This is a genomic window from Paraconexibacter antarcticus, from assembly GCF_024220175.1.
Taxonomy (GTDB): Bacteria; Actinomycetota; Thermoleophilia; order Solirubrobacterales; family Solirubrobacteraceae; genus Paraconexibacter; species Paraconexibacter antarcticus.
Genome location: NZ_CP098502.1, coordinates 4,616,480 through 4,642,559, shown reverse-complemented (window position 1 = coordinate 4,642,559; position 26,080 = coordinate 4,616,480). Strand labels below are relative to the sequence as shown.

Below are 26,080 nucleotides of genomic sequence, written 5' to 3'. Positions count from 1 at the left end.
GGCGATGTTGTCAGAGTGGGGGCCGGTGCTGCTCCCACTGGCCTCCCTCGGCGACGACATCTCGGGCTTCACCGACTCGGTCGGGAAGTTCACCCACTCGCTCGGGGAGATCCACCTCGTCTCGCTGCTCATCGCGCTCGTCTCGTTCGGCGTGTACCTGAGCCTGCGCTCGCGGGCCTTCTTCCACGTCCTGCGCGCCGCCTACCCGACCGAGCGGATCGCCTTCCGCCGGATCTGGGGCGCGTACATCGCCGCCTACGGCTTCAACAACGTCGTCCCCGCGCGCGGCGGCGACGTCATCAAGCTCTTCCTCACGCGGACGTCGATCGCCAACGCCTCGTACCCCGCCGTCGCGGCGGCGTTCTTCGTCGAGGCGGGCTTCGACCTCGCGATGGGGCTCTTCATCCTCACCTTCGCCTTCACGCAGGGCGTCTTCCCGAAGCCGCCGGACTTCTCCAAGCTCCACGCCTTCGACCTCAGCCTCCTCGCCTCCCACCCGCGCTTCACGCTCTTCCTCCTCACCTTCCTCGCGATCGCGGGGCTCGCGGGCTTCGCGATCCTCTCGCGCCGGGTGCGGGCGTTCTGGGCCCGCGTCCGGCAGGGGCTGACGATCCTCTGGGACCGCCCGCGCTATTTCCGCGAGGTGTTCCTCGTCCAGTTCCTGGGGTGGGGCTTCCGCTTCACCGCCTTCTGGTTCATGCTCGACGCCTTCAACGTCGGCGGCTCGGTGAAGAACGTCCTGCTCGTCCTGGGGGTGAACGCCGTCGCGGCGGTCGTGCCCTTCACGCCCGGCGGCGCCGGGGTGCAGCAGGCGTTCCTCGTGAAGGTCTTCGCGGGGACGGCATCGGGCGCGACCGTCGCCGCGTACTCGGTCGGGCAGCAGATCGCGATCGCGCTCTTCAGCCTCGCGCTGGGCTTCTTCGCGCTCGTGACGATCTTCAAGTTCCGCTCCTTCAAGGAGGTCATCGCCGCCGGGCGCGAGTCGCGCGCCGCGGAGAAGGCCGGGCCGGCGGTGGTCGCGACGCCCGGCGCCGCCGCGGACGTCGTCCTCCACGAGCAGCCGGCTCCGCGCCGCCGGGCGGCCCCGACGGAGCTCTTCGACGACCGCGACCTCGACTTCGAGCCCGTGACGCGCCGGCCGCCGCCGACGCGCTCCCGCGAGCGGCGCCGCCGCGGCCGCGGCCGCTGACGCCGGGCCGCGTCAGAAGACCGCGTACTCGCGCACGACGGGCGCGAGGCGACGGTCGTCGAAGAGCAGCGAGAGCAGCCCGGCCTGGATCTGGTCGGCGAGGCGGCGCAGCTCGGCGAAGGCCGGGGAGCGCGGGGCGTCGCCCTCGGTGAGCGCCGCGAGATGCGCGCGCACCTCGGGGTCGTCGAGCAGCGCGAGGACCCGATCGTAGGCGGCGAGGACGCGGACGCCGAGGTCGATCGCCTCGTAGCGCAGGAAGGCGGCGGCGATCCGGTCGGTCGCCGGCGCGGCGAACTCGGCGGCGAGCGCGTCGAGCATCTCCCCGGCCTGCAGGCGGTGGCATTCGAGGATCGGGAGCAGGCCGCTCGCGAAGAGGAGCTTGCGCGAGGTGCGGAGCTTCGCGGACCGCAGCCCCCAGCCCTCCGGCCCGCGGCTGCGGTCCTTCCCCTCGAAGTCGACGGTGATCGTGCGCCAGTACCGCACGACGTCGTTGAGGAAGAAGCGCGGCGGCCGGTAGTCGCGCGAGCGCTCGTCGAGGTACCCGCGCAGGACGGCCCGCCGCGCGGCCGACCACGCGGGCTGCCCGGTGACGGCGACCGACTCGAGGACGAGGAGCATCCGGCGGCTGAAGTTCGCGTTCGTGTCGGCGGCGAGGCCGATCTGGTCGCGCAGGTCGTCGCGGAAGGCGACCGAGCCGAAGAGGCCCTCGCCGCCCGGCGGCACCTCGTCGAGCGCGGCGGCGACCGCGGCGGGCAGCGGGCGGACCCCGGGCCGCGCGGCCCCGTCGACGAGGATCCACCAGTCGTCGTCGCTGCTCCGCGTCACCTCGCCGCGACCCCACGAGCCGCACAGGACGACCGCCGTGTCGCGGTCGTGCGCGAGGCCCGCGAGCGCCGCGCGGCGCCGGGCGAGGCGCTCCGCGGTCAGCGCGCGGGCGCCGAGGAGGGCGGGCAGGTCGGTCCCCGCCCGCTCCGCGAGGCGCAGCAGCGCGCCGGAGGCGGGCACGACGGAGGGGTCCGGGGTGGACATCCACCCGGGGTTCGGGGCGGGGGCGCGGGGTCCTGCGTCAGGCGGCGGGCGCTTCGAGCACCCACGGCACGTCGACGCAGCGGCGCAGCACGGGACGGAAGCGCTCGGCGTCCTCGTCCGTGAGCGGGGCGTGCTCGCCGCCGACGAGCGAGGAGACGTGCAGCTGACGCAGCCGGGGCCCGAACGCGTCGAGCAGGTCGTGCGCGAGCTCCATCGTCGGGTCGACCGCCGTGATGTGCGCGACGTCGAGGCAGAAGCCCGCCTCGGGGAGGACGGCGAAGAGGGCGGCGAGGTCGTCGACGCCCTGGCCGCTCGCCTTGCGGTCGTCCATGTTCTCGACGACGAGGCGGCTGCCGACCCGCGCGTAGGCGGCGGGGTCGGCCATGACGTCCGGGTGGACGACGATCGAGCGGACGGCGGCGGGGAGCCCGGCGAGGCGCGCGACGAGGCGCGGCTCGTCGCCGTCGAGCTCCTTCACGGGCGCGTGCACGCTGAGGTAGCGGAAGGGCAGCGGCGGCAGCGTGTGGAGCCACGCCTCGAGCGCGTCGAACTCGGGCAGCGAGAGCGCGGCGAGCTCGGCGGCGAACGACGAGACCGCGGCGGCGGCGCGCGCCTGCGCGGGCCACGTCCCGGCGTCCCGGAGCCAGCCCGTCGACGCGCCGACCGGGTGGTGGGCACCGAGCACGGTCGCGGGGGTGGCGGGGCGGTCGTCCAGGGCGGTCACCATCGGGGATCGCGAAGCTAACAGCGGCCGCAGACGGACCGGGCGGTCCTTCCCGCACGTAGCGGGACGGACCGGGCGGTCCTTCCCGCACGTAGCGGGAAAACGGCGTGACCCGCCTGGAGGCTCGTCACGCTGCGGGTTCCTCGCCCAGAGGCTCGGAACCCCGCGGCCCCGTCCGAGCCGTCCCTACGAGAGGCCGGAGCGGGCCTCACGCACGAGCGTGACGGCCTCGGGGAACACGACGGCCATGACGCGGCGGATCTGCTCCGCCTGCTCCTCGGTCGTGCCCTGGATGTTGATGCGGTTGATCGCGGCGACGGTGAGCGCGACCGCGAGCTGGATCGCGTTGTCGGCGCCGGCCAGCTTCTGCTGCCCCGCCATCGACTCCGCGAACTCGGCCATGCGGCGCTGCAGTTCGTCCGGGTCGCCGAAGAGTCCTCCGAAGCCTTCCATGCGTCCATCCTAGCCGCGTGCGCCGAGTACGCTCGGGCGCGATGACGACGATGGTCGAAGGCGCGGGCGTCGAGCTCGCCGTCCACGAGCACGGCCCGCCCCACGGGCCGCCCGTGCTGCTCGTCCACGGGCTCGCGTCGGATGCGCAGGCGTGGTCCGGCGTCGCCGCGGAGCTCGCGGCCGCGGGGCTCCGGGTCATCGCGCACGACCGCCGCGGGTACGGGCGCTCGGGCGCCCCCGCGCCGTACACCGGGACGACCGTCTCCGAGCAGGCCGCCGACGCGCTCGCGGTCCTCGACGCGCTCGGCGTCGACGCGGCGCTCGTCTCGGGGGACGGCTTCGGCGCGCTCGTCGCCCTCGACCTCGCGCTGCGCTTCCCCGCCCGCGTGACCGCGCTCGTGTGCGTCGACCCGCCGCTCTTCCTCCTCGTCGCCGACGCCGCGCAGACGCTCGCCGCCGAGCGGCAGGCGCTCGAGGACGCGCTGCGCGAGGGCGGCCCGGCGGCGGCCGTCGCCGTGTGGCTCGGGGACGACGGCGCCGCGGACCCCGGTCGCCTCACCCGCGCGCAGGCCGCGGCGACGGCGTGCTTCGCCGACTACGCCGGCCTCGCGACGCTCGCCGTCACCCGCCGGGAGCTGCGCGCCGTCACCGTGCCCGCGCATGTCGTCACCGGGCCGGACGCCCCCGGACCGGTCGTCGAGGCGGCCGACGCGCTCGCCGCCCTGCTGCCCGCCGCCCGCCGCGAGGCGGGCGGCACGCTCGACGGCGCCGTCCGCGCGCTGATGGCGGCATGAGGCGCGCGCTCACCGCGCTCGCCTGCGCGGCGGCGGCCGCGGTCGCGCTCGGCACCGCCGGCTGCGGGTCGAGCGACGGCACCGGCGGCGCCACCGCGACCGGCGGGCCGGCCGCGTCCGTCCCCACCGTGACCGCCCCGGTGCCCACCGACCCGACCGTCAACCCGACGCCCCGCCCGCAGTCCGGTGACGTCCTCGTCGCGGCGCTCGGCGACTCGATCACCGCGGGCTCCCCGCTCTACGACCCCGACCCGGCCGTCCGCGCCCGCATCGGCAGCGCCCTGGACCCGCGGTCGCAGTACGAGTACTGGTTCCACGCCGCCCACCCGCGCTACCGCTTCCGCAACTGCGGCATCTTCGGGCAGCGGACCGACGAGATCGCCGCGCGCCTGGACGCCTGCGCGAAGGGCGCCCAGGTCGTCGTCGTGCAGGGCGGCATCAACGACATCGCGCAGGGCCGCTCGGTCGACGACGCCGCGCGGAACCTCCGCGGGACGTACGTCGCGGCCAGGCGCCTCGGGCTGAAGGTCGTCGCCGTCGAGGTCCTGCCGTGGAACAACGGCTACCCGCGGGCGGCGCCGCTCATCGCGAAGCTCAACGGGCTCATCCACGCGGCGGCCGCCGCGGAGGGCGTGCCGGTCGCGCCGTGGTTCCGCGCCCTGGAGGACCCGCAGGCCCCGGGCCGGATGGCGAAGGCCCTGACGATCGACGGCGACCACCCGTCGGTCGCGGGCTACGAGCGCCTCGCGGACGCGCTGCCGCTGCCCTGACGCCCCGCGCCCCCGCCCCCGCCCCGCCCCCGCCCCGCCCCCGCCCCGCCCCGCCCCTCGGGCAGCGTGCGGTCAAGTGGGGGGATATGACCCACGAGACCGCACGCCGCCCTCGGTGGGCCCTCTTTGCGCGGCGTCGGACGGCCCGGTCAGCGCCGCCGCGCCACCACCGCGACGGTCCCGCCGCGGCGGCACAGCCCCGCGACGAGCTCCGCGGCGATCGCGAGCGGGATGAGCGGCAGCGCCGCGAGCGTCACGAGCAGGTCGCGCGCGTCGAGCGGCGCGTTGCGCTTGAGCAGGTGGAAGAGGTAGGACGGCCGGCGCGTCCCGCGGCTCACGAGCGACTGCCACATGCCGAAGGGGTTGTGCTCGGCGAGGACGTGGACGGTCCGCTCGGCCTCGAAGCCGTGCGCGTCCAGCAGCGCGCGCAGCCCGCGGGCGGTGAAGTGCGTGCGGTGGCGGGGCAGGTCGAGGTGGTACCAGCGGCGGCCCCCGAGGCGCGCCTGCCACGACGCGAGGTTCGGGACGCCGACGACGAGCGCGCCGCCGGGGCGCAGCCAGGCGTGGAGGACGTCGAGCGTCCCGCCGGGGTCGTCGACGTGCTCGAGGACGTGCCAGAGCGTCACCGCGTCCGCGCTCCCCGGCGGGACGGTCGCGGCGGCGATCGTCGCGCGCTCGAGCTCGAGGCCGTGACGCGCCCGCGCCACGTCGACGCCCCGCGCGGTCGGCTCGACGCCGGACGCCGCCGGGTACCCGCTCGCGCGCGCGAGCGCGACGAAGCGCCCGCGGCCGGCGCCCGCGTCGACGAGGCGGACCGCGCCGCCCGGGGGCACCGCCGCCCGCACGAGCCCGAGGCGCCGGCGGTCGAACACGCGCAGCAGCGGCGCGGCGAGCCCGGCCCCGCGCGGCGCCGCCGTCGCGTAGTCCCCGGTCTCGTGGACGTCGCGGTCGTCCGGCACCGGGTCGAGTGTCACGGCCGTCCCGCAGGCGTCGCAGCGGGCCAGCGCGACGTCCGGCAGCCCGAGCTCGGCGGCGGGCGCCGTCCACCAGGGCCGAGTCTGGGCCCCGCAGGCCGGGCAGGGCGGCGGCACCGGCTACCCCGTGACGGCGTAGGCGATGCCGTGCGGCGCGAGCGCGGCGAGAAACGTCTCGGCGTCGAAGGCCTCCGACGGGGCCAGGCCGCCGCGCCGGTCGTAGCCGTCCGCGGCCATGTACTCGACCGCCTGCGCGGTCGTCACCGCGGTGATGCCGTAGATGTCGCTGCCCGTCAGGACGCCGCGGCGCCCCGGGCTCCCGTCGGCCGGCGTCGTCTCGCAGACGATCGTGTAGCGGACGGCGCGGCGCGCCTGCTCGGTCGGGCCCTCGGGCAGGAAGCGGTCCACGCCCCGCATGAGCGCCGCGCGGAGCGGCGTGCGCAGCAGCAGGACCATCCCCGGCAGCAGGGCGGGGACGGCGGCGGCGACGCGCGGGCTCGGCGCGAAGGCTTCCGCGGAGATGAGGGCGGTCACCTGCTCGGTGTCGACGTGGCGCGGGACCATGACGACCTCGCCGGCGGGGTAGCGGGCGACGGGCTTGACCCCGATCCCGGGGCCGAAGTCGAAGCGGCGGCCGACGGGCTGGCGGAGCGTCGCGGGCTGCAGGCGCCCGCCGGTGTAGACGTCCTCGCTGCCGGACATCTGCACGAGCGCGGACTTCGCGGTGCCCCGCGACGGGCCGAAGCCCGCGGGCGCGTAGGCGACCGTCAGGTCCCGCAGGCGCCCGGCGCCCGCCGCGGTGACGTGGCAGAGCAGGTCGCCCGGGAGGTAGTCGAAGCCCATGCCGCTGACGAGCGCGACGCCCGCCCGCTCGGCGGCCGGCCCGTGGCGCTCGATGACCGCCCGGATGAACGGCTGCTCGCCGGTCGTGTCGACGTAGTGCACGCCCGCGGCGATCGCGGCGCGGACGGCCCCTTCGCCGTAGAGCCCGAACGGCCCCGCGCAGGCGATGACGGCCGCGCAGCCGGAGAAGGCGGCGACGAGCGCGGCGTGGTCGTCCGCCGCCGCGGGCCGGACGGCGGTCGCCGGGTCGAGGCCGTGCCGGGCGGCGACCGCGGCGAGCGCGTCGGCGCGCCGGCCGCTGAGGACGACGTCGAGGCCGCGGCGGCGCAGCTCGGCGACGACGAGGTCCCCCGTGTAGCCGGTCGCGCCGTAGACGGCGATGGGACGGGACGTCGGGCGCGCGGGCATCCGCCGGGACCCTAGAGGGTGCGCGCCCGTCCCGGAACCTGAGACGGCGCTCGCGGCGGCCGGCCCCGATCCGGTAGAAGAGCGCTCCAACCACGTCCCAGGGAGAAGCCCCCATGCTGATCGTCCACGCCACCCTCGTCGTCCAGCCCGACAAGCGCGACGAGTTCGTCAACGCCTTCGCCGGACTCGCGGAGACGACGAACAAGGAGGACGGCGTCCTCAGCTACACGCTGTACGAGTCGGCGGCGACCCCGAGCTCCTTCGTGGTCGTCGAGGAGTACAAGGACGAGGACGCCTTCCACGCCCACATGACGAGCGAGCACTTCCAGGCCGCGCTGCCGCTGCTCAGCGGGGTCCTCGCCGCGCCGCCGAAGATCGTCAAGCACGAGGCCCAGGACGGCGTCGAGGTGGCGCTCGGCTAGTCCCCCGGCGACGCGCCCGGCCGAGACCCCTCGGCCGGGCTCCGCGGCCGGGCCCGGGACCGCGCCGACACGCCAGGGTGACGCCGCGCGCCCTGCGCCGTCATCATCTGTCGCCGCATGGCTGACGCTCCCGCCCCCAACGTCGCCGAGACCCTCGCCTGGGAGAAGGCGCAGCGCCTGCCCGCAGGCCTGCTCGGCATCGTCGCCGGCGTCCTGACGCTCCTCGGCGGCATCCTCGCCTCCTCGGCCTTCCAGGACTTCCCGAAGGTCTCCGTCCTCGACGGCCTCCGCGACGCCGCGGGCGAGAAGCTCGCCATCGGGCCCGGCCTGCGCACGACGCAGCTCGTCTTCTACGACGACAAGGCGACGACGCTGCTCATCGTCGCGGTCGTGCTCGCGCTCGGCTCGGCGGCGATGGCCGGCGTGCTCGGCTACCTCTTCCGCGCGACCGCGGCCCGCGGCGGCAGGCTCCCGCGGATCGCCCTCGGCGGCGCGATCATCGGCCCGATCATGCTCGCGGTCGCCGAGCTCACCCTCCAGATCGGCATCTCGGTCAAGGCGAGCGACTTCGTCGGCGGCAAGGACCTCTCGACGCACGCCGCCCACGAGGCGCTGCAGGGCGGCCTCATCCTCGCCTCGCAGATCCTCCGTCAGGTCAGCCTGCTGCTCGTCGCCTTCAGCTTCGTCCTCATCGCGATCAACGCGATGCGCGTCGGGCTGCTCACGCGCTTCATGGGCATCCTCGGCATGATCGTCGGCGCCCTCTTCATCATCCCGGTGGGGTCGAACCTCCCCGTCGTCCAGTCCTTCTGGCTCGTCGCCGTCGGCGTCCTCATCCTCGACCGGTGGCCGGGTCCGCAGGGGCGCCCGCCGGCCTGGGCGGCCGGCCGCGCGATCCCGTGGCCGACCCAGCAGGAGCTGCGCGAGGCCCGCGAGGGCGGCGCGCCGCGGCCGGATCCCGCGAGCGGCATCGTGCCCGCGGACGAGCTCGACGCGGCCGGGGACGGCTCGGCGGCGCGGCCGGCCGGCGGGCTCGCGGGCGAGTCGCCGACGTCGAAGAAGCGCAAGGGCCGCAAGCGCCGCTAGGCCCGGTCGCAGCACGACGTTGCTCGGGCGCGTGGCGGGGGTAGGCTGCGCGCATGCCCTCCGCCCCGGACGAGACCGCCCTCCAGACCCGCCTCGGCGAGCTGCTTGAGCAGGAGCGCTTCGCCCCCTCCGTGCCCTTCGCGGGCAGCGCCCTCATCACCGACGAGTCGGTGCACGCCGCGGCCGCGAAGGACCCCGCCGCGTGGTGGCACGAGCAGGCGCTGCAGCTCCTCGACTGGGACGTCGCCCCGCAGCAGGGCCTCGACGACTCGCAGCCCCCGTTCTACAAGTGGTTCGCGGACGGGAAGCTCAACGCGTCCGCCCAGTGCCTGGACCGCCACGTGGCGGCGGGCCACGGCGACCGCGTCGCCTTCCACTGGTACGGCGAGGAGGGCGAGACGCGGGACATCACGTACGCCCAGCTGCTCGCGGACACGCAGCGGATGGCCAACGCGCTGAAGGCGCGCGGCGTGAAGGCCGGCGACGTCGTCGGGATCTTCCTCCCGATGATCCCCGAGGTCCTCGTCGCGATCCTCGCCTGCGCGCGGATCGGCGCGCCGCACAACGTCGTCTTCGGCGGCTTCAGCGCCGAGTCGGTCCGCGAGCGGATGGAGGTCTCGGAGGCGAAGGCGCTCATCACCGTCGACGGCGCCCGTCGCAAGGGCAGGACCGCGCCGGTGAAGGCGGCGGTCGACGAGGTCATGGGGGAGGTCGGGTCGCTCGAGACGATCTTCGTCGTCCGGCACACGGGCATCGACGTGGCGATGGACCCGGCGCGCGACGTGTGGGTCCACGAGGCGATGGCGGAGGCCGACGCCGACTGCCCGCCGGAGGCGTTCGACGCCGAGCACCCGCTCTTCATCCTCTACTCCTCGGGCTCGACCGCCGCGCCGAAGGGCATCGTACACACGACGGGCGGGTACCTCACCGGGGTCGCCTGGACGCACCGCTACGTCTTCGACCTGCGCCCGGAGGAGGACGTCTGGTTCTGTTCGGCCGACGTCGGCTGGATCACCGGCCACTCGTACATCGTGTACGGGCCGCTGGCGAACGGCGTGACGTCGGTCATGTACGAGGGCGCCCCCGACTACCCGCACAAGGGCATCTGGTGGGAGCTGTGCGAACGCTCGGGCGCGACGGTCTTCTACACGGCGCCGACCGCGATCCGCGCCTGCATGAAGTGGGGCGCCGAGCACGTGAAGAAGGCGGACCTCTCGAAGCTGCGGCTGCTCGGATCGGTCGGCGAGCCGATCAACCCGAAGGCGTGGCTGTGGTACTGGGAGGTCGTCGGCGGCGGCCGCTGCCCGGTCGTCGACACGTGGTGGCAGACCGAGACCGGCGCGATCATGATCACGACCCTTCCCGGCGCCCAGGACGCGAAGCCCGGCAGCGCCGGCACCCCGCTGCCCGGCGTCTCCGCCGCGGTCGTGGACGACGCCGGGGAGGAGCTGCCGCGCGGCGAGCAGGGGCTGCTGACGCTCACGCAGCCGTGGCCGTCGATGCTCCGCACGCTCTACGGGGACGACGACCGCTACGTCTCGACGTACTGGGAGCGGTTCGGGCCGGAGACCTACCTCGTCGGCGACGCCTCGCGCCAGGACGAGGAGGGCTACGTCTCGATCATCGGGCGCGTCGACGACGTCATCAACGTGTCGGGCCACCGGCTCTCCACCGCGGAGGTCGAGTCGGCCCTCGTCTCGCACCCGCAGGTCGCCGAGGCGGCGGTCATCGGGCAGGCCGACGAGGACACCGGGCAGTCGATCGCGGCCTTCGTGACGCTCGAGGGCGACCTTCACGGCGACGACGAGATGGTGGGCGTCCTGCGCGAGCACGTCGCCGCGCGGATCGGCAAGCTCGCCCGGCCGAAGCGCATTCTCTGGGCCGACGACCTGCCGAAGACCCGCAGCGGCAAGATCATGCGCCGGCTCCTGCGCGACATCGCCGAGGGCCGCGCGCTGGGCGACGTCACGACGCTCCGCGACCCCGAGGTCATGAAGGAGCTCGAGGCGCAGGTGAAGGCGGCGCAGGCGGCGGAGAACTGATATGGACGGCCGTTCGTCAACCTAGGGTCGGCGAAGTGGCGCATTAGCGCTCGTTCGTGTCTGTGCTGTCGGCTGGGTTGGTGGCGGTCCGGCAGGCTGTGCGCGACGCGCGGTCAGACTGATATGCGCGGGTTGGGTACCGCAGGACCAGGGGTTCGTCGTGGGGAGCCGCTGTCTAACATCGGGCGTGGCCGGCCCCCTGACGAGGGCGGGTTGCTCATAGTTCAGCCGCGGGTTCCCCGCGCGGTGCCGGGCCGCCACCGACCCAGCCGACGGGATGTCGCCGGGTTCAGGTCACTCGATCTGGCCGATCGCCCACGTGAATCCGGCGAGCTCGCGCGCTGCGGCGACGGCGATGATCGTGCGGCGTTTGCCGCGCTGCTCAAGGCGGTTCCATGTGCGATACAGACGCCGCTGCGCGGTCCAGGCGATCGCGACCGCTTCGGCGGGCTGCCCGTCGTGGCGATCGCTCAGCGCCTTGGTGACCCGCGGCGCCTTGCGGTAGTGCCAGGCAGCCTCGACGAGCAGCCGGCGCGCGTGCCCGGAACCGGTCTTCGTGATCGAGCCGAGGCGGCGACTTGAGCCGGTGGTGTGCTCCGAAGGGACCAGGCCGATGTAGCTCATGAGCTGCTCGGCCCGGGCGAACCGGGCGAAGTCGCCGACCTCCGAGCACAGCCCGGCGGCGGTGAGCGTGTCGATCCCGCGAAGGCACCGCAGCCGGGCGACCTGCACGCCCCACGGTGAGCTCGGAAGCATCCTCGTGATCTGCGCCTCGAGCTGATCGCGGCGATGCACGAGCACGTCGGCCGCGCCGCGCAGGTCCAGCAGCGTCGCCTGCGCCGCGGGCCACACGAGGTCGACCTGATCCAGCCAGTCACGGTGGCGCTGCGTCCATGCCTTGCCGTCATCGAAGCGATGGTCGTGACGCAGCAGCAGCTTCGACAACCGGTGGCGGGCACGCATCAGGTCCACCCGCACGGCCTCGCGCGCCCGGATCAGATCGCGCAGCGCCTCCTCCTCGTGGCCCGGCACCCGCACCGGATGCAGCTTCCCCGCCCAGAGCAAACGCACGAGCAGTTCGGCGTCACGACGATCAGTCTTCACCCGGTCACCCGACGCCCGCGGGATCTTGCTCGGCGCCGCGACCACGCACGACACCTGCCGCGCCGCGAGCTCCCGCGCCAACCCGTACCCGGTCGGCCCGGCCTCATACGCCGCCCGCACCGGCCTGGGCAGTGCGGCGCACAACCTGGCCGCCTCACGCACGTCACCGCGCAACGCGAACCACTGAAGCTCGCCGCTCTCAGCATCGAGCACCGCCGCCACGATCTTCGCGGCGTGTACGTCCAGACCAACGAGGCTTCTAGCCTTCGTCATGGCCGGTCTCCTCCTCTGTGGTTGTGGGCCGCTGCGCGGCTGCAACCGCACAGCTCAAACGTCACCCCACGACCCTTCGCGAGGGACCGGCCACTTCTACCGCCCGCCTCAGACAGACGACTCAGAACCACCGCCGCCAGCGACGGCCCGATCCATATGGTCTAGCCGGGCGTTCGTCGGCGCCGAGGTCCTCCGCCGGACCCTCGACGGGGGGCAGGGTCCGTCGGTCCCTCCTGCCGCTTGACAGTCCGTTCCGATCGGCGTAGACCGAAGAGACCATGTCTTTGTACCACGTGCTCGTGGTCGCCCAGCGGACGGCCGCCACCTCCGAGCTCATCGCGGCGATGGTGCGCCGCCATGAGCAGTCCCCGGTGCGGTTCCGGCTGCTCATGCCGTTCCCGCCGGCAACGCCACGCGCCGAGGCGCAGCAGCAGCTCGCGGAGGCGCTCGAGGCGATGCGCACCCGCGACCTGGCCGTCGACGGCGAGGTCGGCTTCGGTCAGGCGCTCGAGGTCGTCGTCGAGGCGTGGGACCCGCGGCGCTGGGACGAGATCATCGTCTCCACGCTTCCGGGGCCGCTCTCGACGTGGCTGCAGATCGACCTGCCGCACCGCGTCGCCCGCATGACCGGCGTGGAGGTCACGCACGTCGTCGCGCAGCCGCCGCGCCGGACGCCGGTCGGCGCCCCGCCGGCGCCGCACCACGGCCCCGGGGTGCTCGCGCCGCTGGCGGTCATGGGGTGGGGCGGGCATCACCACTGACGGCGGGCGCGCCGCGGGGCCGGCTCACGCGCCGGCCCCCTTGAGCACCCGGAAGGTCCGCGTCAACGGCTTGGCCCTCGACCCGGCGAGCGTGATCGTCACGCGGTAGCGGCCGGGCGCGAGGCGACGGCCCCGGACGATGCCGGTGAACGTCACCCGGTTGACCCCGACCGTCGCGTGCCCGAGCAGCGTGCCGACGCGGAGCGCGCGGGTGCACGCCCGGCCGCCGGCGGGCCCGGTGCGGCACGTGCGGCCGACCTTGCGGCCCGGGGTGAGCCGGGCGAAGGCGACCTTCAGCCCGCCGGCCTGCGCCGCGCGGAAGCGGATCTCGGTCCCGGTGCCGCGGACCCCCGAGGCGGGCGCGCGGGCGGGGGCGGGGCGGAAGGCCGACGGCAGCAGGACCAGGGCGCTGAGCGGTGCCGCGGTCGTCCGGCCCGCCCCGGCCGACGCCGGGCCGCCGGTCGCGGTCCCCGCCGGCGTCGGGGCGCCGGACGAGGCGCCCGCGGTCGTCGAGGGGTCCGGGGCCGCCGTCCCGAAGTCGGTCGTGTAGGTCGCCCCCGGCGCGGGCGCATCGATCGGGGCGGCCGCGGTGACGGCGATGCCGATCTCGTGGTTCTGCGGGTCGAGGATGTTCTCGCGGTGGTGCTGGCTGTTCATCCACGCCGTGACGATGCCGTCGGCGGAGCCCGACGTGCCCGCGCCCCAGCCGATGTTCTCGGCGGCGCCCGGGCCGGGGTAGCGGACCTGCGCGAGACGGCCGGCGAGGTCGGGCTCGCCGTCGCCCTGGTGGCTGAAGAAGCGGTCCACGATCATGAGGGTGTTGTGGACCACCGCCGCCCGGCGCAGCTCGTCGTTCGTCACGAGGGGCGGCAGGCCGGCCTCGGCGCGCTGGCCGTTGAGTGCGCAGAGGGTCGCGGCGGCGACGCGATCGAGGTTCGCCGGCGTGGGCACGAGCGTCGCGTCCGGGCAGCCGGAGGTGACGACGACCTGGGCCGCGTGGGCGGCGAGCGCGCGCCGGCGCCGAGCGGTGGGGTCCCTCAGCACCGTGCGTGCGGCCCGCCTGACGGTGACCGTGAGGGTGCGGACCGTCACCTGGGCCGGCCGGCTGTCGCACGCGTCGACCGTGACGAAGATCCTGATCGTGTGCTTGCCCGGCCTCGTGAAAGCGTGCGGGACCGCGAAGTCCTCGACGCCGCCGGAGCCGAAGTCCTCGGTCGCCCCGCCGCCACCGGTGAGCGTGATCGCGCACGCGCTCAGCCCGAAGCCGGAGTGCGGCTCGCCGAAGGCGACGGTGAGCCCGGCGACGGTGCCGCCGGCGGCGCTCGCCCGGACGCGCAGGGTGCTCGTCCTCCCGACCTGCGGCGCCGGGGAGAGGCCGGCCGACTCGATGACCGGGGGCGACACCGGGGTGGACGCCGGCGTCACCGCGGCCGCGGCGACGGTCGGGGCGGGCGTCGTGACGGTGATGACGGTGGTCGTCCCGGCGGGGCCCGCGGGACCGGCGGGCCCGGCGGGGCCGGCGGGCCCGGCGGGGCCGGTTGCGCCGGTCGGCCCGGCGGGACCGGTCGCCCCGGTCGCCCCGGCGGGGCCGGCGGGACCTTCGGGGCCGGCCGGGCCCGCGGGGCCGGCGGGGCCGGTCGGTCCCGTGGGCCCGGTGTAGCCTTCCGGCGGGTCCGAGGGGGGGTCCGCAGGTGGCGTGTCCGAGGGATTGCCGAGGGACACCACGCCGGCGGCGTGGGCCGTGCCCGGCCCGTGCGGCAGGACGCCGACCGACGCGACGGCGACGGCCGGCACGGCCGCCGCGAACACCAGGCGCCTACCGACGGCGCGCAGGGGCGAACGACGCCCCGACTCCCCAGACATATCAGCACCCCTACCGATTGCTTGATTTACGACAATACAGACGGAGCGGGGAAATGACACCTTCTCGCTGTCTGCGCGCAGACCGGCCCGGGGCGGACCCCCGCCGCACCGCGCCGCACCGCACCGCGGCCCCGGGGCGCTCGCGCCCGCGGCGGTCGTGGGGTGGGGCGAGCACCACCGCTGAGGGGCGGTCTGTCGGTCTGCGGGTCTGCCGCTCAGGTCGCGGTAGTGGCGGTGCGCCTACGGCGTCTGAAGACGGAGACGGCGAACGGAGGTGCGGGTGGCGGCCGTTGCCCGGGGACGCCGTCCCACCGAACGCCGATGCAGCCGGTCAGCCTCAGGCTGACCGGCTGCATTCGTGTTGCCGGCGGCGTCCGTCTCCGCCGTCGTAGACGCCGGCCCCGCCGCTCGCGCGGCGGTGAACGACGAACCCTCAGCCCCGCGCGAACGCCAGCGCCACCAGCACCACGAGCAGTTCGGCGAGGACGACGGTCGCCCCGAGCGTGTCACCGGTGCGGCCGCCGAGCGCGCGCTGCGCCCCCGCGCTCGTCGCCCCCGCGACGACGACGCCGCTCACGACGGCGGGGGCGGCGGCCGTCGGGTCGGCGACGACCGCGACGAGGACGGCGGCGCCGGTCGCCCACGCGACCGCGAAGGGGGCGGGGAGGAACGCGGAGCCGAGGCCGTCGGTCCGCGCGGGCGGCGTCCAGCGCGCGTGCAGCAGCGCGGCCCAGCGGCCGACGGCGGCGGCCGCCACGAGGGCGGCGACCGCCTGCCCGGTGTCGAGCTGCGCGAGCGAGGTCGTGAGCAGCAGCGCCCAGAGGACGAGCGCGAGCGTGCCGAACGTCCCGTTCGCCGGGTCCCGCATGACGGCGAGGCGCCGCGCGCGGTCGCCGCGGACGCCGAGCCCGTCGGCGCAGTCGGCGAGCCCGTCCTGGTGCAGGGCCCCGGTGAGGACGACGACCGCGACGACGGCGAGGATCGACGCCGCGAGCGAGCCGACCGCCGGCTCGGTCGCGGCGAGGACGCCCCCGCCGGCGAGGCCGATCGCCCCGCCCACGAGCGGGTAGAACGCGGGCGCGGCGGCGGTCCCGTCCTCCCCGGCCGGGACGCGCAGCGGCAGGATGGTGAGGAAGGTGACGGCGAGCAGCAGCGCGTCGAGCGCGCGGCGCGGCGTGGAGCGGACGGCGGGCGCCGCGATCACCGGCGCGACCCGTGTCGGCGCCGCGCCCGGGTCCTCGTCCGGAGCGGCCATCTACGGCACGCGCGTCGGGTTCGCGGCCGGGCCGTCGACGCCGGCCTCCGCGAACGTCGCCATGTCGCGGTGCAGCGCGCCGGCCGCCTCGATCATCGGCAGGGCGAGCAGGCCGCCGGTCGCCTCGCCGAGGCGCAGGCGGAGGTTCAGCAGCGGCTCGAGGCCGAGCTCGGCGAGGACGAGGTCGTGGCCGAGCTCCGCCGACCGGTGGCCGGCGACGAGGACCTCGACGGCGAGCGGCTCGATCCGGGAGGCCGCGAGCGCGGCCGCACCGACCGCGTAGCCGTCGAGGACGACGGGCAGCCCCCGGCGGGTCGCCTCCAGGACCGCGCCGGCGAGCGCGGCGAGCTCGAGGCCACCGACCGCCACGAGCGCGGCCCGGGCGTCGAGCGGGCTGCCGTGACGGGCAAGGGCGCCCGCCACGACCGCGCGCTTGCGGTCCAGGCCGGCGGCGTCCATGCCGGTGCCGCGGCCGACGGTCACCTCGGGCGCGGCACCGGTGAGCGCGCTCACGAGGGCCGCGGTCGTCGCGGTGTTGCCGATTCCGATCTCGCCGAGGACGAGGCAGTGCACGCCGCGCCCGGCGAGCTCGGCGGCGAGCCGCGCGCCGCGGGCGAGCGCGTCGTCGAGCTGGGCCGGGGTGAGCGCCGGGCCGTCGAGGAGGTCGGCGCTCCCGGGCGCGATCTTCTCGTCGCGCACGCCGGGCGGCGTGGGGGCGGCGAGGCCGAGGTCGGCGATGAGCAGCTCGTGCCCGCCGCGCGCCGCGAGCACGCCGACCGCGCTCTCGCCGCGGGCGGCCGCCGCCGTCACCTGGGCTGACACGTCGGCGTCGAAGAGGCTCGTCCCGTGGGCGGTGTGGCCGTGGTCGGCGGCACAGACGAGGACGCCGGCACGCAGCGGGGCGGGCGGCGGACCGCCGGTGATCGACGCCCAGCGCTCGACGACGGCCTCGAGGGCGCCGAGCGAGCCGGCCGGCTTGATGAGCTGGTCCGACCGGTCACGCGCGGCGATCGCGGCCTCGCGGTGCAGCGCACCCGCGTCGGTCGCGGGGGCGGCGGCCGGGGGCGGGACGGGCGCCGTCGTCGAGGGCACGAAGCGGTTCGCCGCGGGGGTGACGTCGCGGTCGTCCCAGCGCTCGGCCATGACGACGTCGGCGAGCGGCATGCGCTCCGACCAGCCGGCCGACTCGAGGCCGGGACGCACCGGGCGCTCGTCCGGCCAGCCGACGCAGAGGTAGGCCATCGGCTCCACGCGGTCCGGGATGCCGAGCAGCGCCCGCAGGTCGTCGGGGCGGTAGTAGCTCACCCAGCCGACGCCGAGCCCCTCGGCGCGCGCGGCGAGCCACAGGTTCTGGATCGCGCAGGCGGTCGAGTAGACGTCGGTCTCGCGGATCGTCCCGCGGCCGAGGATCTCCGCCTGCGGGTCGCCGTGGTCGCAGCAGACGACGACGCCGAGCGGCGCCTCGACGACGCCCTCGATCTTCTGGTCGAGGAAGTGGCGCGCGCGCTCGTCGAAGCGGTCGGCCTGGAGGATGCGCTCGCGCTGGGCGAGGAGGCGGACGGCGCTGCGCGTCTCGAGCGCGCGGACGACGATGAGCCGCCACGGCTGCATGAGCCCGACGCTCGGGGCGCGGTGCGCGGCGGTCAGGACGCGCTCGAGGACGTCGTCCGGCACCGCGTCCGGGCGGAAGCGACGGATGTCGCGGCGCTCGGCGATGACCCGGTGCACGGCCTCGCGCGCGTCGTCGGCGTACCGCCAGCCGTGCGGGTCGGCGGCGCGCTCGGCCGCCCGGGAGGCGTCGAAGCCCGCCGGCGTGGCGGGGCGCGGGAGCGGGGTGGACACCGCCTGAGGGTAGATCAGCGCCCGTCCCGGCGCGGCCGCGGCGCGGGCGGTCCCGGCGCCGCCGCGGCCCACCGACGGTGGGCGGGTCAGGCGCGGACGGCGGTGACGACCCAGGTCGACGACCCCGTGAGGACGCCGTCGGGGGTGAGGAGCGGGCGGAAGGCCGCCTTGATCTCCGCCTCGATGAGCGGGCGCAGCGGCTCGGCGGCGGCGCCGTTGACGCGGATGAGCTCGCCGGCCGGGCCGAGGGCCATGACGAAGTCGGTCGCGGCGTCGACGTCGCGGCCGGCGAGCACCGGGAGGTCGACGCGGTGGAGCGTCGTGTCGCGGAAGCCGGCGTGGTGCAGGACGTCGCAGACGGTGTCCGCGTTCGCCATCGAGAAGGGGCCCGGGCCGCAGGTCGGCTCGTCGGTCTCGTCGGGGTGGGTGAGGTGGCGCTCGGCGACCTGCTCGGCGAGGAGGACCCATTCGTTGTCGAGCTTGCGCCGCCACACGACCATGCACAGCCGTCCGCCCGGCTTCAGCGTGGCGGCGACGTTGCGCAGCGCGAGCACGGGGTTCGCGAAGAACATCGTGCCCATGCGCGAGTACGCGGCGTCGTAGGGGCCGCCGAGGTCGCCGACCTGCACGTCCGCGGCGAGGAAGTCGACGTTCGTCACGCCCGCCGCGGCCGCCTCCGCGCGGGACGCCGCGACGAAGCGCGCGGAGGCGTCGACGCCGGTGACGTGCCCGGCCGGGCCGACCGCGGCGGCGAGCTGCTGCGACATGTCCCCGAAGCCGCAGCCGATGTCGAGGAGGTGCTCGCCGGGGCGCGGCGGGTCGAGCTCGAGCGCGCGGTCGCCGTGGCTCCCCAGCGCCGTCACGACCTGGTCGCGGTACTCGACGAAGCGATCGAAGAGGACGCCGTCCCACGCCTCGAGGGCCTCGGCGTTCCCGGGTGTCGTCTGGACCATGTGACGATGGTGGCGCGTCCGGGCCCGCCGGGCAAGCGCACCGGACGTCGGTGCGTCGGTTGACGCGGGCCGCGAAACCGCGGGGGGCGATAGGATCGGGCCAACCGCGCGGCGGTGCGAGGAACCCGGTGGGACTCCGGGACGGTCGCGCCACTGTGACCCGGGCGCTGGCGAAGGCCCGGGGAGTCAGGAACTGCACTGCCGCGAACACCCCCTTCCGATGACGGGACGCCGGATCCCGTGGAGGTCCCGATGGACGGCATCACCCCGTGAGGCGCCTGCTGCTCGTACGGCACGCCGCCACGCCCGCCACCCGCACGCTGACGTTCCCGGCCGACGAGCCGCTCGACGCGCGCGGCCTCGCGGACGCCGAGGGGCTCGCGCGGGCGCTGCCGGCCGATCCCGGCGAGGTGTGGTGCTCGCCGGCCGCGCGCTGCGTGCAGACGGCGGCGGCCGCGGGGCTCGCGGCGCCCACGGTCGATCCGCGCCTCGCCGAGAGCGACTTCGGGACGTGGGCGGGCCGCACCCTCGAGGCGGTCCACGGCGAGGATCTCGAGGCCGCCCGCGCCTGGATGACCGACCCCGACGCGGCGCCGCACGGTGGCGAGTCGCTCACGGCGTTCTCCGCCCGCGTCGCGGGGTGGCTCGACGAGCAGGCGCGGCTCGACGGCCGCGCCGTCGCGATCACCCACGGCGGCGTCGTGAAGGCGGCGGTCGTCCACGCGCTCGGCGCGCCGGTCATGAGCTTCTGGCGGGTCGACGCCGCGCCGCTGTCGATCACGACGCTCCACGCCCACGACGGGCGCTGGACGGTCGTGCGGACCAACGCGCTGAACGCTCGCCCAAAGGGCTCGCGTTCAGTCGGGAGGTCTCGCCCGGAGGGCTCGTCCTCCCCGCCGGCCGGGTCCGTGACCGTGTCGGAGGACGATCGCACATGAGCGGCCCCGCGCTCCTCGGCGGCTACGTCGCCGACGTCCTCCTGGGGGACCCCGCGCGCCGGCACCCGGTCGCCGGCTTCGGGCAGGTCGCGGCGCGGACCGAGGCGGCCGTCTACTCGCCGTCGAAGCTCCGCGGCGTCCTCTACACCGGCGCGCTCGTCGGCGGGGCGGCGGTCGCGGGCGAGGCGGTGGCGCGGGCGGGGTCGGCCCTCGCCGGGCCGCGCGGGCGGACGGCCGTCCTCGCGGCGCTCACCTGGGCCGCGCTCGGCGGACGCTCGCTCACCCGGGTCGCCGCGCGCCTCGCGGACGACGTCGAGCGTGGCGACCTCGACGGCGCGCGGGCACGGCTGCCGTGGCTCTGCGGCCGCGACCCCGAGGGCCTCGACGGGCCCGCGCTCTCTCGCGCGGCGCTCGAGTCGGTCGCCGAGAACACGAGCGACGCCGTCGTCGGCGCCCTCTTCTGGGGGGCGGTCGCCGGGCCGGCGGGCGTGGCGGGCTTCCGCGCGGCGAACACGCTCGACGCGATGGTCGGCCACCGATCGGACCGCTACCGCGAGTTCGGCTGGGCCTCCGCGAAGCTCGACGACGCGCTCGGCTGGCCGGGCGCCCGCCTCGGGGCCGGGCTCACCGCCGTCTGCGCCCCGCTCGTCGGCGGCAAGCCCGACACGACGCTGGAGACCGTCCTGCGCGACGGCGCGGCCCACCCGTCGCCGAACGCGGGCCAGGTCGAGTCGGCCTTCGCCGGGGCGCTCGGCGTGACGCTCGGCGGCCCGCTCACCTACGGCGGCCGCGCGGAGCTGCGGCCGACGATGGGCGAGGGGCCGGCCCCGACGCCGCGCGACGTCCACCGCGCCGCGCGCCTGTCGCTTGCGGTCGGCGCGGCGGCGGCGCTGTCGTGCGGGGCGCTGCGCAGCGTCCTCCACACCGTCCGCCGCCCCCTAACGGCGCCGAGACCCGATAAGAGCCCAATTGGGGGACAGCGGACGGGTCTCGGCGGGGGAGGGGGGTCGCGGTGAAGGGTGCCCTCCTCGTGTGCGGGACGCACAGCGACGCCGGCAAGTCGCTCATCACCGCCGGCCTGTGCCGCTGGCTGAAGCGCCGCGGGGTCTCCGTCGCGCCGTTCAAGGCCCAGAACATGGCGCTCAACTCGGTCGTCGCGCGGGGCGGCTTCGAGATCGGGCGCGCGCAGGCGATGCAGGCGGCGGCCGCCGGCGTCGAGGCCGAGGTCGCGATGAACCCGATCCTCATCAAGCCGAGCGGGGACCGCCACTCGCAGGTCATCGTCATGGGCCGCCCGTACGCGGACGTCGGCGCGCGGACCTACCAGGGGCTGAAGGACGAGCTGCGCCCGATCGTCGCGGACGCCCTCGCCGACCTGCGCGTGCGCTTCGACGTCGTCGTCTGCGAGGGGGCCGGCAGCCCCGCCGAGATCAACCTGCGCGCCGCGGACCTCACGAACATGGGCCTCGCGCGCGCGGCGGACCTCCCCGTCCTGCTCGTCGGGGACATCGACCGCGGCGGCGTCTTCGCGAGCCTCCTCGGCACCGTCGCCGCGCTCTCGGCGGAGGACCAGCGCCACATCGCCGGCTACGTCATCAACAAGTTCCGCGGGGACGCGTCGATCCTCGCCCCGGGCCTGGACCAGATCACCGCGCTCACCGGCCGCCCGGTCTACGGCGTCCTGCCGTTCGCCGAGAACCTGACGATCGACGCCGAGGACTCGCTCGCGATCGAGGCGCCGCGCGCCGACGTGGAGGGCGATGGCGGCACGCTCGACGTGGCGGTCGTCCGCCTGCGCTGGATGTCGAACTTCACCGACCTCGACGCGCTCGCCCGCGAGCCCGGCGTCCGCGTCCGCTTCACCCGCAGCGCCGTCGACATCGCGCGCGCCGACCTCGTCGTCGTCCCGGGGACGAAGGCGACGGTCGCCGACCTGCAGCGCCTGCGCGCCGAGGGCCTCGACGTCGCGCTGCAGCGGCGGGCCGCCGCCGGCGATCCGATCCTCGGCGTCTGCGGCGGCTACCAGCTCCTCGGCACGTCGATCAGCGACGACGTCGAGTCCGGCGCGGGGGAGGTCGAGGGCCTCGGCGTCCTCCCGGTCCGCACACCGTTCGCCCCCGACAAGGTCCTCGCGACGGTGACCGGCCACAGCCCCCTGCTGCGATCGGACGTCGGCGGCTACGAGATCCGGCACGGCCGCCCGGCCCGCACCGACCCGGAGGCCGCGCCGCTCATCGTCACGAGCGGCGGCGACGGCGAGGGCTGCGTCGTCGGCGCGACGCTCGGCACCTCCTGGCACGGCCTGCTCGAGCACGACGACGCGCGCCGCGCCCTCCTGCGCTGGACCGCGGCCACGCGGCGCATCGACTTCGTCCCTGCGACCATCAGCTTCCACGCCGAGCGCGAGCGCCAGCTCGACCGCCTCGGCGACCTCGTCGAGGAGCACCTCGACACCGACGCCCTGCTGACGCTCATCGAGCGCGGCGCCCCGCCCGACCTTCCCGACCTCCTCCTGGAGCGTGCTGCCCCGTGCTGAGATTCATCACGACCGCCGACACCGAGATCCTCGCGACCGCCTCCGCGGTCCGCCGCCTGCCCGAGGACTTCCCCGTCGTCCGCTGCGCGAACCCGAAGGGCACGCGGGACATCGACCCCTTCCTCGACCACGTGCTCGACGGCGCGCGCGTCGTCGTCATCCGCGTCCTCGGCGGCCGCCGCGGCTGGCAGGGCGGCGTCGACCGCCTCGCCGAGCGCTGCCGCGAGGACGGCATCGCCCTCATCGCCCTCGGCGGCGAGTCCGCCCCCGACGCCGAGATGACCGCGCTGTCGACGGTCCCGAGCGGCGCCGTCGCGACCGTCGGAGAGTACCTGCAGAGCGGGGACGTCGACAACATCGAGCAGCTGCTGCGGTTCCTCGCGGACACGTTCCTGCTGGAGGGCTTCGGCTTCGAGGAGCCCAAGCCTGTCGAGAAGCTCGGCGTCTACCTCCCGGGCCGCGGGGACGTCACGATCGACGAGGCGCTCTCAGGCCGGGACCCGATGAAGCCCGTCGTCGGCATCACCTTCTACCGCTCGCACCGCCTCACGGGGAACACGGACTTCATCGACGGCCTGTGCGCGGCGATCGAGCGTCAGGGCGCGATCCCCGTCCCCGTCTGGGCGTACACGATGAAGCGCGACCACGCCGGCGGCCAGGTCCCGGCCCTGGACCTGCTGCGCGGCCGCGTCGACGCGCTCATCACGACGATGCTCGCCACCGGCGGCGCGAACGCCGGCGACGCGGCGGGCGACATCGCGCCGGAGGACGGCGGCCACGAGGAGCAGATGTCGTGGGATTCGAGCGCGCTCGAGTCGCTCGACGTCCCGGTCATCCAGGCGCTGTGCGTGACGATGAGCAAGGCGCGCTGGGCCGAGGGGAACGAGGGGCTGCTGCCGATCGACGCCGCGACGCAGGTCGCGATCCCCGAGTTCGACGGGCGCATCATCGGCGGTCCGATCTCCTTCAAGGAGATGGACGACTCCGACTCGCCGGTGGGGACCGCGGTCCCGCGGTACGTCCCGGACGCCGAGCGCTGCGACCGCCTCGCGGGCCTCGTCGTCCGCCACGCGAAGCTCCGCAAGGGCCCGTGGAACGACGACGGCGCCAAGCCGCGGAAGATCGCGATCGTGCTGACCGCCTTTCCGACGAAGCACGCCCGCATCGGCATGGCCGTCGGCCTCGACACGCCCGCGTCTGCCATCGGCCTGCTGCACCGCCTGCGCGCCGACGGCATCGCGGTCGCGAACATCCCCGCCGACGGCGACGCGCTCATGCACGAGCTCATCGCCGCGGGCGGCCACGACCCCGAGTTCCTCACCGACCAGCTCCTGCAGGACGCGCCGCTGCGCATCAGCGTGAGCGACTACCTCGACTGGTACCGCACGCTTCCCGCCGAGCTCACCGGCGACATGGTCGAGAAGTGGGGCGAGGCGCCGGGCGACCGCTACCTCGACACGTCGGGCACCGCCTCGCCGGGGGGCGGCGACCTCGTCATCGCCGGCGTCGAGTACGGCGACGTCGTCGTCCTCATCCAGCCGCCCCGCGGGTACGGCGACGACCAGGTCGGCATCTACCACGACCCCGAGCTCGCGCCCGCGCACCACTACATGGCCGCCTACCGGTGGCTGAACAAGCACTGGGGCGCGGACGCGATCGTCCACCTCGGCAAGCACGGGACGCTCGAGTGGCTGCCCGGCAAGATGCTCGCGCTCGGCGAGTCGTGCGCCCCCGACGCGGCGCTCGCGGACATGCCGCTCGTGTACCCGTTCGTCGTCAACGACCCGGGCGAGGGGGCGCAGGCCAAGCGCCGCGCGCACGCCGTCGTCGTCGACCACCTCGTCCCGCCGATGATGCGCGCGGAGTCCTACGACGAGCTCGCCGACCTCGAGGCGCTGATGGACGAGTACGCGCGCCTGGAGGTCCTCGACCCGTCCAAGCTCCCGGGCCTCGGCGCGGAGATCTGGAAGGCGATCCAGGCCGCGAACCTCCACGAGGACCTCGGCCTCGACGCCGAGCACGAGCCGGACGACGCGGGGACGCTCGTCGAGCACCTCGACGGCTACCTCTGCGAGGTGAAGGACGTCCAGATCAAGGACGGGCTGCACGTCCTCGGCGTCGTGCCGGAGGGGCCGCACCTGCGCGGGCTCGTCGCGGCGATCGGGCGGCACGGCAGCGGGGACGTCCCCGGCCTGCGGCGGGCGGTCGCGGCCGCGTTCGGGCTGGACGAGGAGGCGCTGGTGGCGGCGCCGGGCGTGAAGGTCTCCGGGGAGCGGTCCGCCGCGCTGCTCGAGCGCTTCCCCGGCACGGCGTACCGTGGCAGCGACCTGCTCGACCGCCTGGAGGAGGCACAGCACGCGCTGCTCACCGAGCTCTCCGAGCACGACTGGGACGTCGAGCGGTGCGCCGAGCTGTGCCGCTCCGTGCTCGGCCGCGACGACGCCGGGGTCGTGTCCGCGTTGCGCTTCGCCGCCGGGCAGATCGTCCCGAAGCTCCGTGCGACGACCGACGAGATGACGAACGTCCTCGGTGCGCTGCGCGGGCGGCACGTCCCGGCGGGCCCGTCCGGCGCCCCGACCCGCGGGCGATTCGACGTCCTGCCGACCGGCCGCAACTTCTACTCCGTCGACCCGCGCGCGCTGCCCTCGCAGCTCTCGTTCGAGACCGGCGTGAAGCTCGCCGACGCCGTCATCGAGCGGTACGTCGCCGACAGCGGCGAGCTGCCCGAGATGGTCGGCCTCGTCGCCTGGGGCACCGCCGCCATGCGGACCCAGGGGGACGACGCGGCCGAGGTCCTCGCGCTGCTCGGCGTGCGACCGACGTGGCACCCCGCCTCGCGGCGGGTCACCGGCCTGGAGGTCATCCCGCTCGAGGAGCTCGGGCGCCCGCGCATCGACGTGACGCTCCGCATCTCCGGCTTCTTCCGGGATGCCTTCCCGCACCTGCTCGGGCTGCTCGACGACGCGGTGACGATGGTCGCCGCGCTCGACGAGCCGGACGAGCAGAACTTCGTCGCCAAGCACGCGCGGGCGGAGGCGGCCAAGCTGTCCGGGGATCTGGAGGAGAGCGTCGCCTGGCGGCGGGCCACGACGCGCATCTTCGGCTCCAAGCCGGGGACGTACGGCGCCGGCCTCATCCAGCTGCTGGAGACGCGCGACTGGCGCGACGACAAGGACCTCGCCGCCGTCTACGAGGCGTGGGGCGGCTTCGCCTACGGGCGCGGCCTCGGCGGGGTGGCGGCGGGCGACGCGATGCGCGCGTGCTTCGAGCGGATCGACGTCGCGGTGAAGAACGTCGACTCGCGCGAGCACGATCACCTGGACTCCGACGACTACTACCAGTACCACGGCGGCATGGTCGCGACGATCAAGGCGCTGAGCGGGCGCGAGCCGGCGGCGTACCTCGGGGACTCGAGCGACCCGAAGAAGGTGAAGGTGCGCACGCTCGCGGAGGAGACGCGCCGCGTCTTCCGCGCCCGCGTCGCGAACCCGGCCTGGATCGGCTCGATGGTCCGGCACGGCTTCAAGGGCGCGGCCGAGCTCGCCGCCACCGTCGACTACCTCTTCGGGTACGACGCGACGACCGACATCGCGAGCGACTGGATGTACGAGACGGTCGCCGAGAAGTACCTCCTCGACGAGGACATCGCGGCGTTCATGGACCAGGCGAACCCGTGGGCGGCGCGCTCGATCGCCGAGCGGCTGCTCGAGGCGGCCGACCGCGGGCTGTGGGCCGAGCCGTCCGCCGAGACCGTCGACGCGATCAAGGCGCGGTACCTGTCGCTGGAAGACGCTCTGGAGGGCGCGACCGCGTGACCCGCG

General features: G+C 75.5%; 21 protein-coding genes and 1 riboswitch. Of the genes, 11 read left to right on the top strand and 10 right to left on the bottom strand.

Features of this window, described 5'->3' with window-relative positions:
• Positions 1–25: 25 nt before the first annotated feature.
• The gene (locus tag NBH00_RS22750) at positions 26–1,189 is read left to right on the top strand and encodes a lysylphosphatidylglycerol synthase transmembrane domain-containing protein (protein WP_254570858.1); all 1,164 of its coding nucleotides are present in this window, start codon (positions 26–28) and stop codon (positions 1,187–1,189) included.
• Positions 1,190–1,201: 12 nt separating this feature from the next.
• Here NBH00_RS22750 and NBH00_RS22745 read toward each other — a convergent pair whose 3' ends face one another.
• From NBH00_RS22745 to NBH00_RS22735, 3 genes are all read right to left on the bottom strand, one after another.
• Positions 1,202–2,218 (bottom strand): hypothetical protein, encoded by a 1,017-nt coding sequence (locus NBH00_RS22745; protein ID WP_254570857.1) that lies wholly within the window; start codon positions 2,216–2,218, stop codon positions 1,202–1,204.
• A 37-nt stretch (positions 2,219–2,255) separates the two neighbouring features.
• The gene (locus tag NBH00_RS22740; protein WP_254570856.1) at positions 2,256–2,945 is read right to left on the bottom strand and encodes a hypothetical protein; all 690 of its coding nucleotides are present in this window, start codon (positions 2,943–2,945) and stop codon (positions 2,256–2,258) included.
• 183 nt (positions 2,946–3,128) lie between these two features.
• The gene (locus NBH00_RS22735) at positions 3,129–3,395 is read right to left on the bottom strand and encodes a hypothetical protein (RefSeq protein ID WP_254570855.1); all 267 of its coding nucleotides are present in this window, start codon (positions 3,393–3,395) and stop codon (positions 3,129–3,131) included.
• Between the two features lie 41 nt (positions 3,396–3,436).
• On the opposite strand from NBH00_RS22735, the gene NBH00_RS22730 reads away from it, so the two are divergent.
• Together NBH00_RS22730 and NBH00_RS22725 are read left to right on the top strand one after the other, a co-directional pair.
• Positions 3,437–4,189 (top strand): alpha/beta fold hydrolase, encoded by a 753-nt coding sequence (locus NBH00_RS22730; protein ID WP_254570854.1) that lies wholly within the window; start codon positions 3,437–3,439, stop codon positions 4,187–4,189.
• Positions 4,186–4,959 carry an SGNH/GDSL hydrolase family protein gene (locus NBH00_RS22725; protein ID WP_254570853.1) on the top strand — a complete coding sequence of 258 codons (774 nt, stop codon included), beginning with the start codon at positions 4,186–4,188 and terminating at the stop codon, positions 4,957–4,959. The genes NBH00_RS22730 and NBH00_RS22725 overlap by 4 nt, the downstream gene beginning before the upstream one ends.
• 149 nt (positions 4,960–5,108) lie before the next feature.
• Here NBH00_RS22725 and NBH00_RS22720 read toward each other — a convergent pair whose 3' ends face one another.
• Complete coding sequence (locus NBH00_RS22720) at positions 5,109–6,050, bottom strand: class I SAM-dependent methyltransferase (RefSeq protein ID WP_254570852.1); 942 nt, start codon at positions 6,048–6,050, stop codon at positions 5,109–5,111.
• 3 nt (positions 6,051–6,053) lie between these two features.
• Positions 6,054–7,184, bottom strand: coding sequence for a saccharopine dehydrogenase family protein (locus NBH00_RS22715; RefSeq protein WP_254570851.1), 1,131 nt, complete (start codon positions 7,182–7,184; stop codon positions 6,054–6,056).
• 113 nt (positions 7,185–7,297) lie between these two features.
• On the opposite strand from NBH00_RS22715, the gene NBH00_RS22710 reads away from it, so the two are divergent.
• The 3 genes from NBH00_RS22710 (at position 7,298) to acs (ending at position 10,734) form a co-directional block, all read left to right on the top strand.
• Complete coding sequence (locus NBH00_RS22710; protein WP_254570850.1) at positions 7,298–7,606, top strand: putative quinol monooxygenase; 309 nt, start codon at positions 7,298–7,300, stop codon at positions 7,604–7,606.
• Positions 7,607–7,723: 117 nt separating this feature from the next.
• The gene (locus tag NBH00_RS22705; protein WP_254570849.1) at positions 7,724–8,692 is read left to right on the top strand and encodes a hypothetical protein; all 969 of its coding nucleotides are present in this window, start codon (positions 7,724–7,726) and stop codon (positions 8,690–8,692) included.
• A gap of 53 nt (positions 8,693–8,745) precedes the next feature.
• Entirely contained in the window at positions 8,746–10,734 is a 1,989-nt protein-coding gene (gene acs, locus NBH00_RS22700; RefSeq protein ID WP_254570848.1) for an acetate--CoA ligase, read from the top strand.
• A gap of 294 nt (positions 10,735–11,028) precedes the next feature.
• On the opposite strand, the gene NBH00_RS22695 is transcribed toward acs, so the two are convergent.
• Positions 11,029–12,111: an IS110 family RNA-guided transposase gene (locus NBH00_RS22695; protein ID WP_254570847.1), complete on the bottom strand. Its 1,083-nt coding sequence runs from the start codon at positions 12,109–12,111 to the stop codon at positions 11,029–11,031.
• Positions 12,112–12,389: 278 nt separating this feature from the next.
• Between NBH00_RS22695 and NBH00_RS22690 the strand changes: the two genes are divergently transcribed.
• Positions 12,390–12,872 (top strand): hypothetical protein, encoded by a 483-nt coding sequence (locus NBH00_RS22690; protein WP_254570846.1) that lies wholly within the window; start codon positions 12,390–12,392, stop codon positions 12,870–12,872.
• A 24-nt stretch (positions 12,873–12,896) separates the two neighbouring features.
• Here the strand turns inward: NBH00_RS22690 and NBH00_RS22685 are convergent, their stop codons facing one another.
• From NBH00_RS22685 to NBH00_RS22670, 4 genes are all read right to left on the bottom strand, one after another.
• Entirely contained in the window at positions 12,897–14,681 is a 1,785-nt protein-coding gene (locus NBH00_RS22685) for a CAP domain-containing protein (protein WP_254570845.1), read from the bottom strand.
• Between the two features lie 487 nt (positions 14,682–15,168).
• Positions 15,169–15,990 (bottom strand): adenosylcobinamide-GDP ribazoletransferase, encoded by an 822-nt coding sequence (gene cobS / locus NBH00_RS22680; protein WP_254570844.1) that lies wholly within the window; start codon positions 15,988–15,990, stop codon positions 15,169–15,171.
• Complete coding sequence (cobT, locus tag NBH00_RS22675) at positions 15,991–17,832, bottom strand: nicotinate-nucleotide--dimethylbenzimidazole phosphoribosyltransferase (protein ID WP_254570843.1); 1,842 nt, start codon at positions 17,830–17,832, stop codon at positions 15,991–15,993.
• 86 nt (positions 17,833–17,918) lie between these two features.
• Positions 17,919–18,785, bottom strand: a complete 867-nt coding sequence (locus tag NBH00_RS22670) for a class I SAM-dependent methyltransferase (protein WP_254570842.1) — start codon at positions 18,783–18,785, stop codon at positions 17,919–17,921.
• Positions 18,786–18,904: 119 nt separating this feature from the next.
• Positions 18,905–18,980, top strand: a riboswitch (cobalamin riboswitch).
• Positions 18,981–19,054: 74 nt separating this feature from the next.
• Between NBH00_RS22670 and NBH00_RS22665 the strand changes: the two genes are divergently transcribed.
• From NBH00_RS22665 to cobN, 4 genes are read left to right on the top strand one after another with little or no spacing between them, the layout of a single operon-like run.
• The gene (locus tag NBH00_RS22665; RefSeq protein ID WP_254570841.1) at positions 19,055–19,723 is read left to right on the top strand and encodes a histidine phosphatase family protein; all 669 of its coding nucleotides are present in this window, start codon (positions 19,055–19,057) and stop codon (positions 19,721–19,723) included.
• Entirely contained in the window at positions 19,720–20,739 is a 1,020-nt protein-coding gene (locus tag NBH00_RS22660) for a cobalamin biosynthesis protein (protein ID WP_254570840.1), read from the top strand. The genes NBH00_RS22665 and NBH00_RS22660 overlap by 4 nt, the downstream gene beginning before the upstream one ends.
• Positions 20,736–22,259: a cobyric acid synthase gene (locus NBH00_RS22655; protein ID WP_254570839.1), complete on the top strand. Its 1,524-nt coding sequence runs from the start codon at positions 20,736–20,738 to the stop codon at positions 22,257–22,259. The genes NBH00_RS22660 and NBH00_RS22655 overlap by 4 nt, the downstream gene beginning before the upstream one ends.
• Entirely contained in the window at positions 22,253–26,074 is a 3,822-nt protein-coding gene (cobN, locus tag NBH00_RS22650; RefSeq protein WP_254570838.1) for a cobaltochelatase subunit CobN, read from the top strand. Before NBH00_RS22655 ends, cobN begins: the two co-directional genes overlap by 7 nt.
• Positions 26,075–26,080: the final 6 nt, after the last annotated feature.

What these genes read in the sequence shown, in the direction of transcription:
- NBH00_RS22745 (WP_254570857.1), bottom strand. Translation starts at nt 2,218, where the DNA reads ATGTCCACCCCGGACCCCTCCGTCGTGCCCGCCTCCGGCGCGCTGCTG.
- NBH00_RS22740 (WP_254570856.1), bottom strand. Translation starts at nt 2,945, where the DNA reads ATGGTGACCGCCCTGGACGACCGCCCCGCCACCCCCGCGACCGTGCTC.
- NBH00_RS22735 (WP_254570855.1), bottom strand. Translation starts at nt 3,395, where the DNA reads ATGGAAGGCTTCGGAGGACTCTTCGGCGACCCGGACGAACTGCAGCGC.
- NBH00_RS22730 (WP_254570854.1), top strand. Translation starts at nt 3,437, where the DNA reads ATGACGACGATGGTCGAAGGCGCGGGCGTCGAGCTCGCCGTCCACGAG.
- NBH00_RS22725 (WP_254570853.1), top strand. Translation starts at nt 4,186, where the DNA reads ATGAGGCGCGCGCTCACCGCGCTCGCCTGCGCGGCGGCGGCCGCGGTC.
- NBH00_RS22715 (WP_254570851.1), bottom strand. Translation starts at nt 7,184, where the DNA reads ATGCCCGCGCGCCCGACGTCCCGTCCCATCGCCGTCTACGGCGCGACC.
- NBH00_RS22710 (WP_254570850.1), top strand. Translation starts at nt 7,298, where the DNA reads ATGCTGATCGTCCACGCCACCCTCGTCGTCCAGCCCGACAAGCGCGAC.
- NBH00_RS22705 (WP_254570849.1), top strand. Translation starts at nt 7,724, where the DNA reads ATGGCTGACGCTCCCGCCCCCAACGTCGCCGAGACCCTCGCCTGGGAG.
- acs (WP_254570848.1), top strand. Translation starts at nt 8,746, where the DNA reads ATGCCCTCCGCCCCGGACGAGACCGCCCTCCAGACCCGCCTCGGCGAG.
- NBH00_RS22695 (WP_254570847.1), bottom strand. Translation starts at nt 12,111, where the DNA reads ATGACGAAGGCTAGAAGCCTCGTTGGTCTGGACGTACACGCCGCGAAG.
- NBH00_RS22690 (WP_254570846.1), top strand. Translation starts at nt 12,390, where the DNA reads ATGTCTTTGTACCACGTGCTCGTGGTCGCCCAGCGGACGGCCGCCACC.
- cobS (WP_254570844.1), bottom strand. Translation starts at nt 15,990, where the DNA reads ATGGCCGCTCCGGACGAGGACCCGGGCGCGGCGCCGACACGGGTCGCG.
- NBH00_RS22670 (WP_254570842.1), bottom strand. Translation starts at nt 18,785, where the DNA reads ATGGTCCAGACGACACCCGGGAACGCCGAGGCCCTCGAGGCGTGGGAC.
- NBH00_RS22660 (WP_254570840.1), top strand. Translation starts at nt 19,720, where the DNA reads ATGAGCGGCCCCGCGCTCCTCGGCGGCTACGTCGCCGACGTCCTCCTG.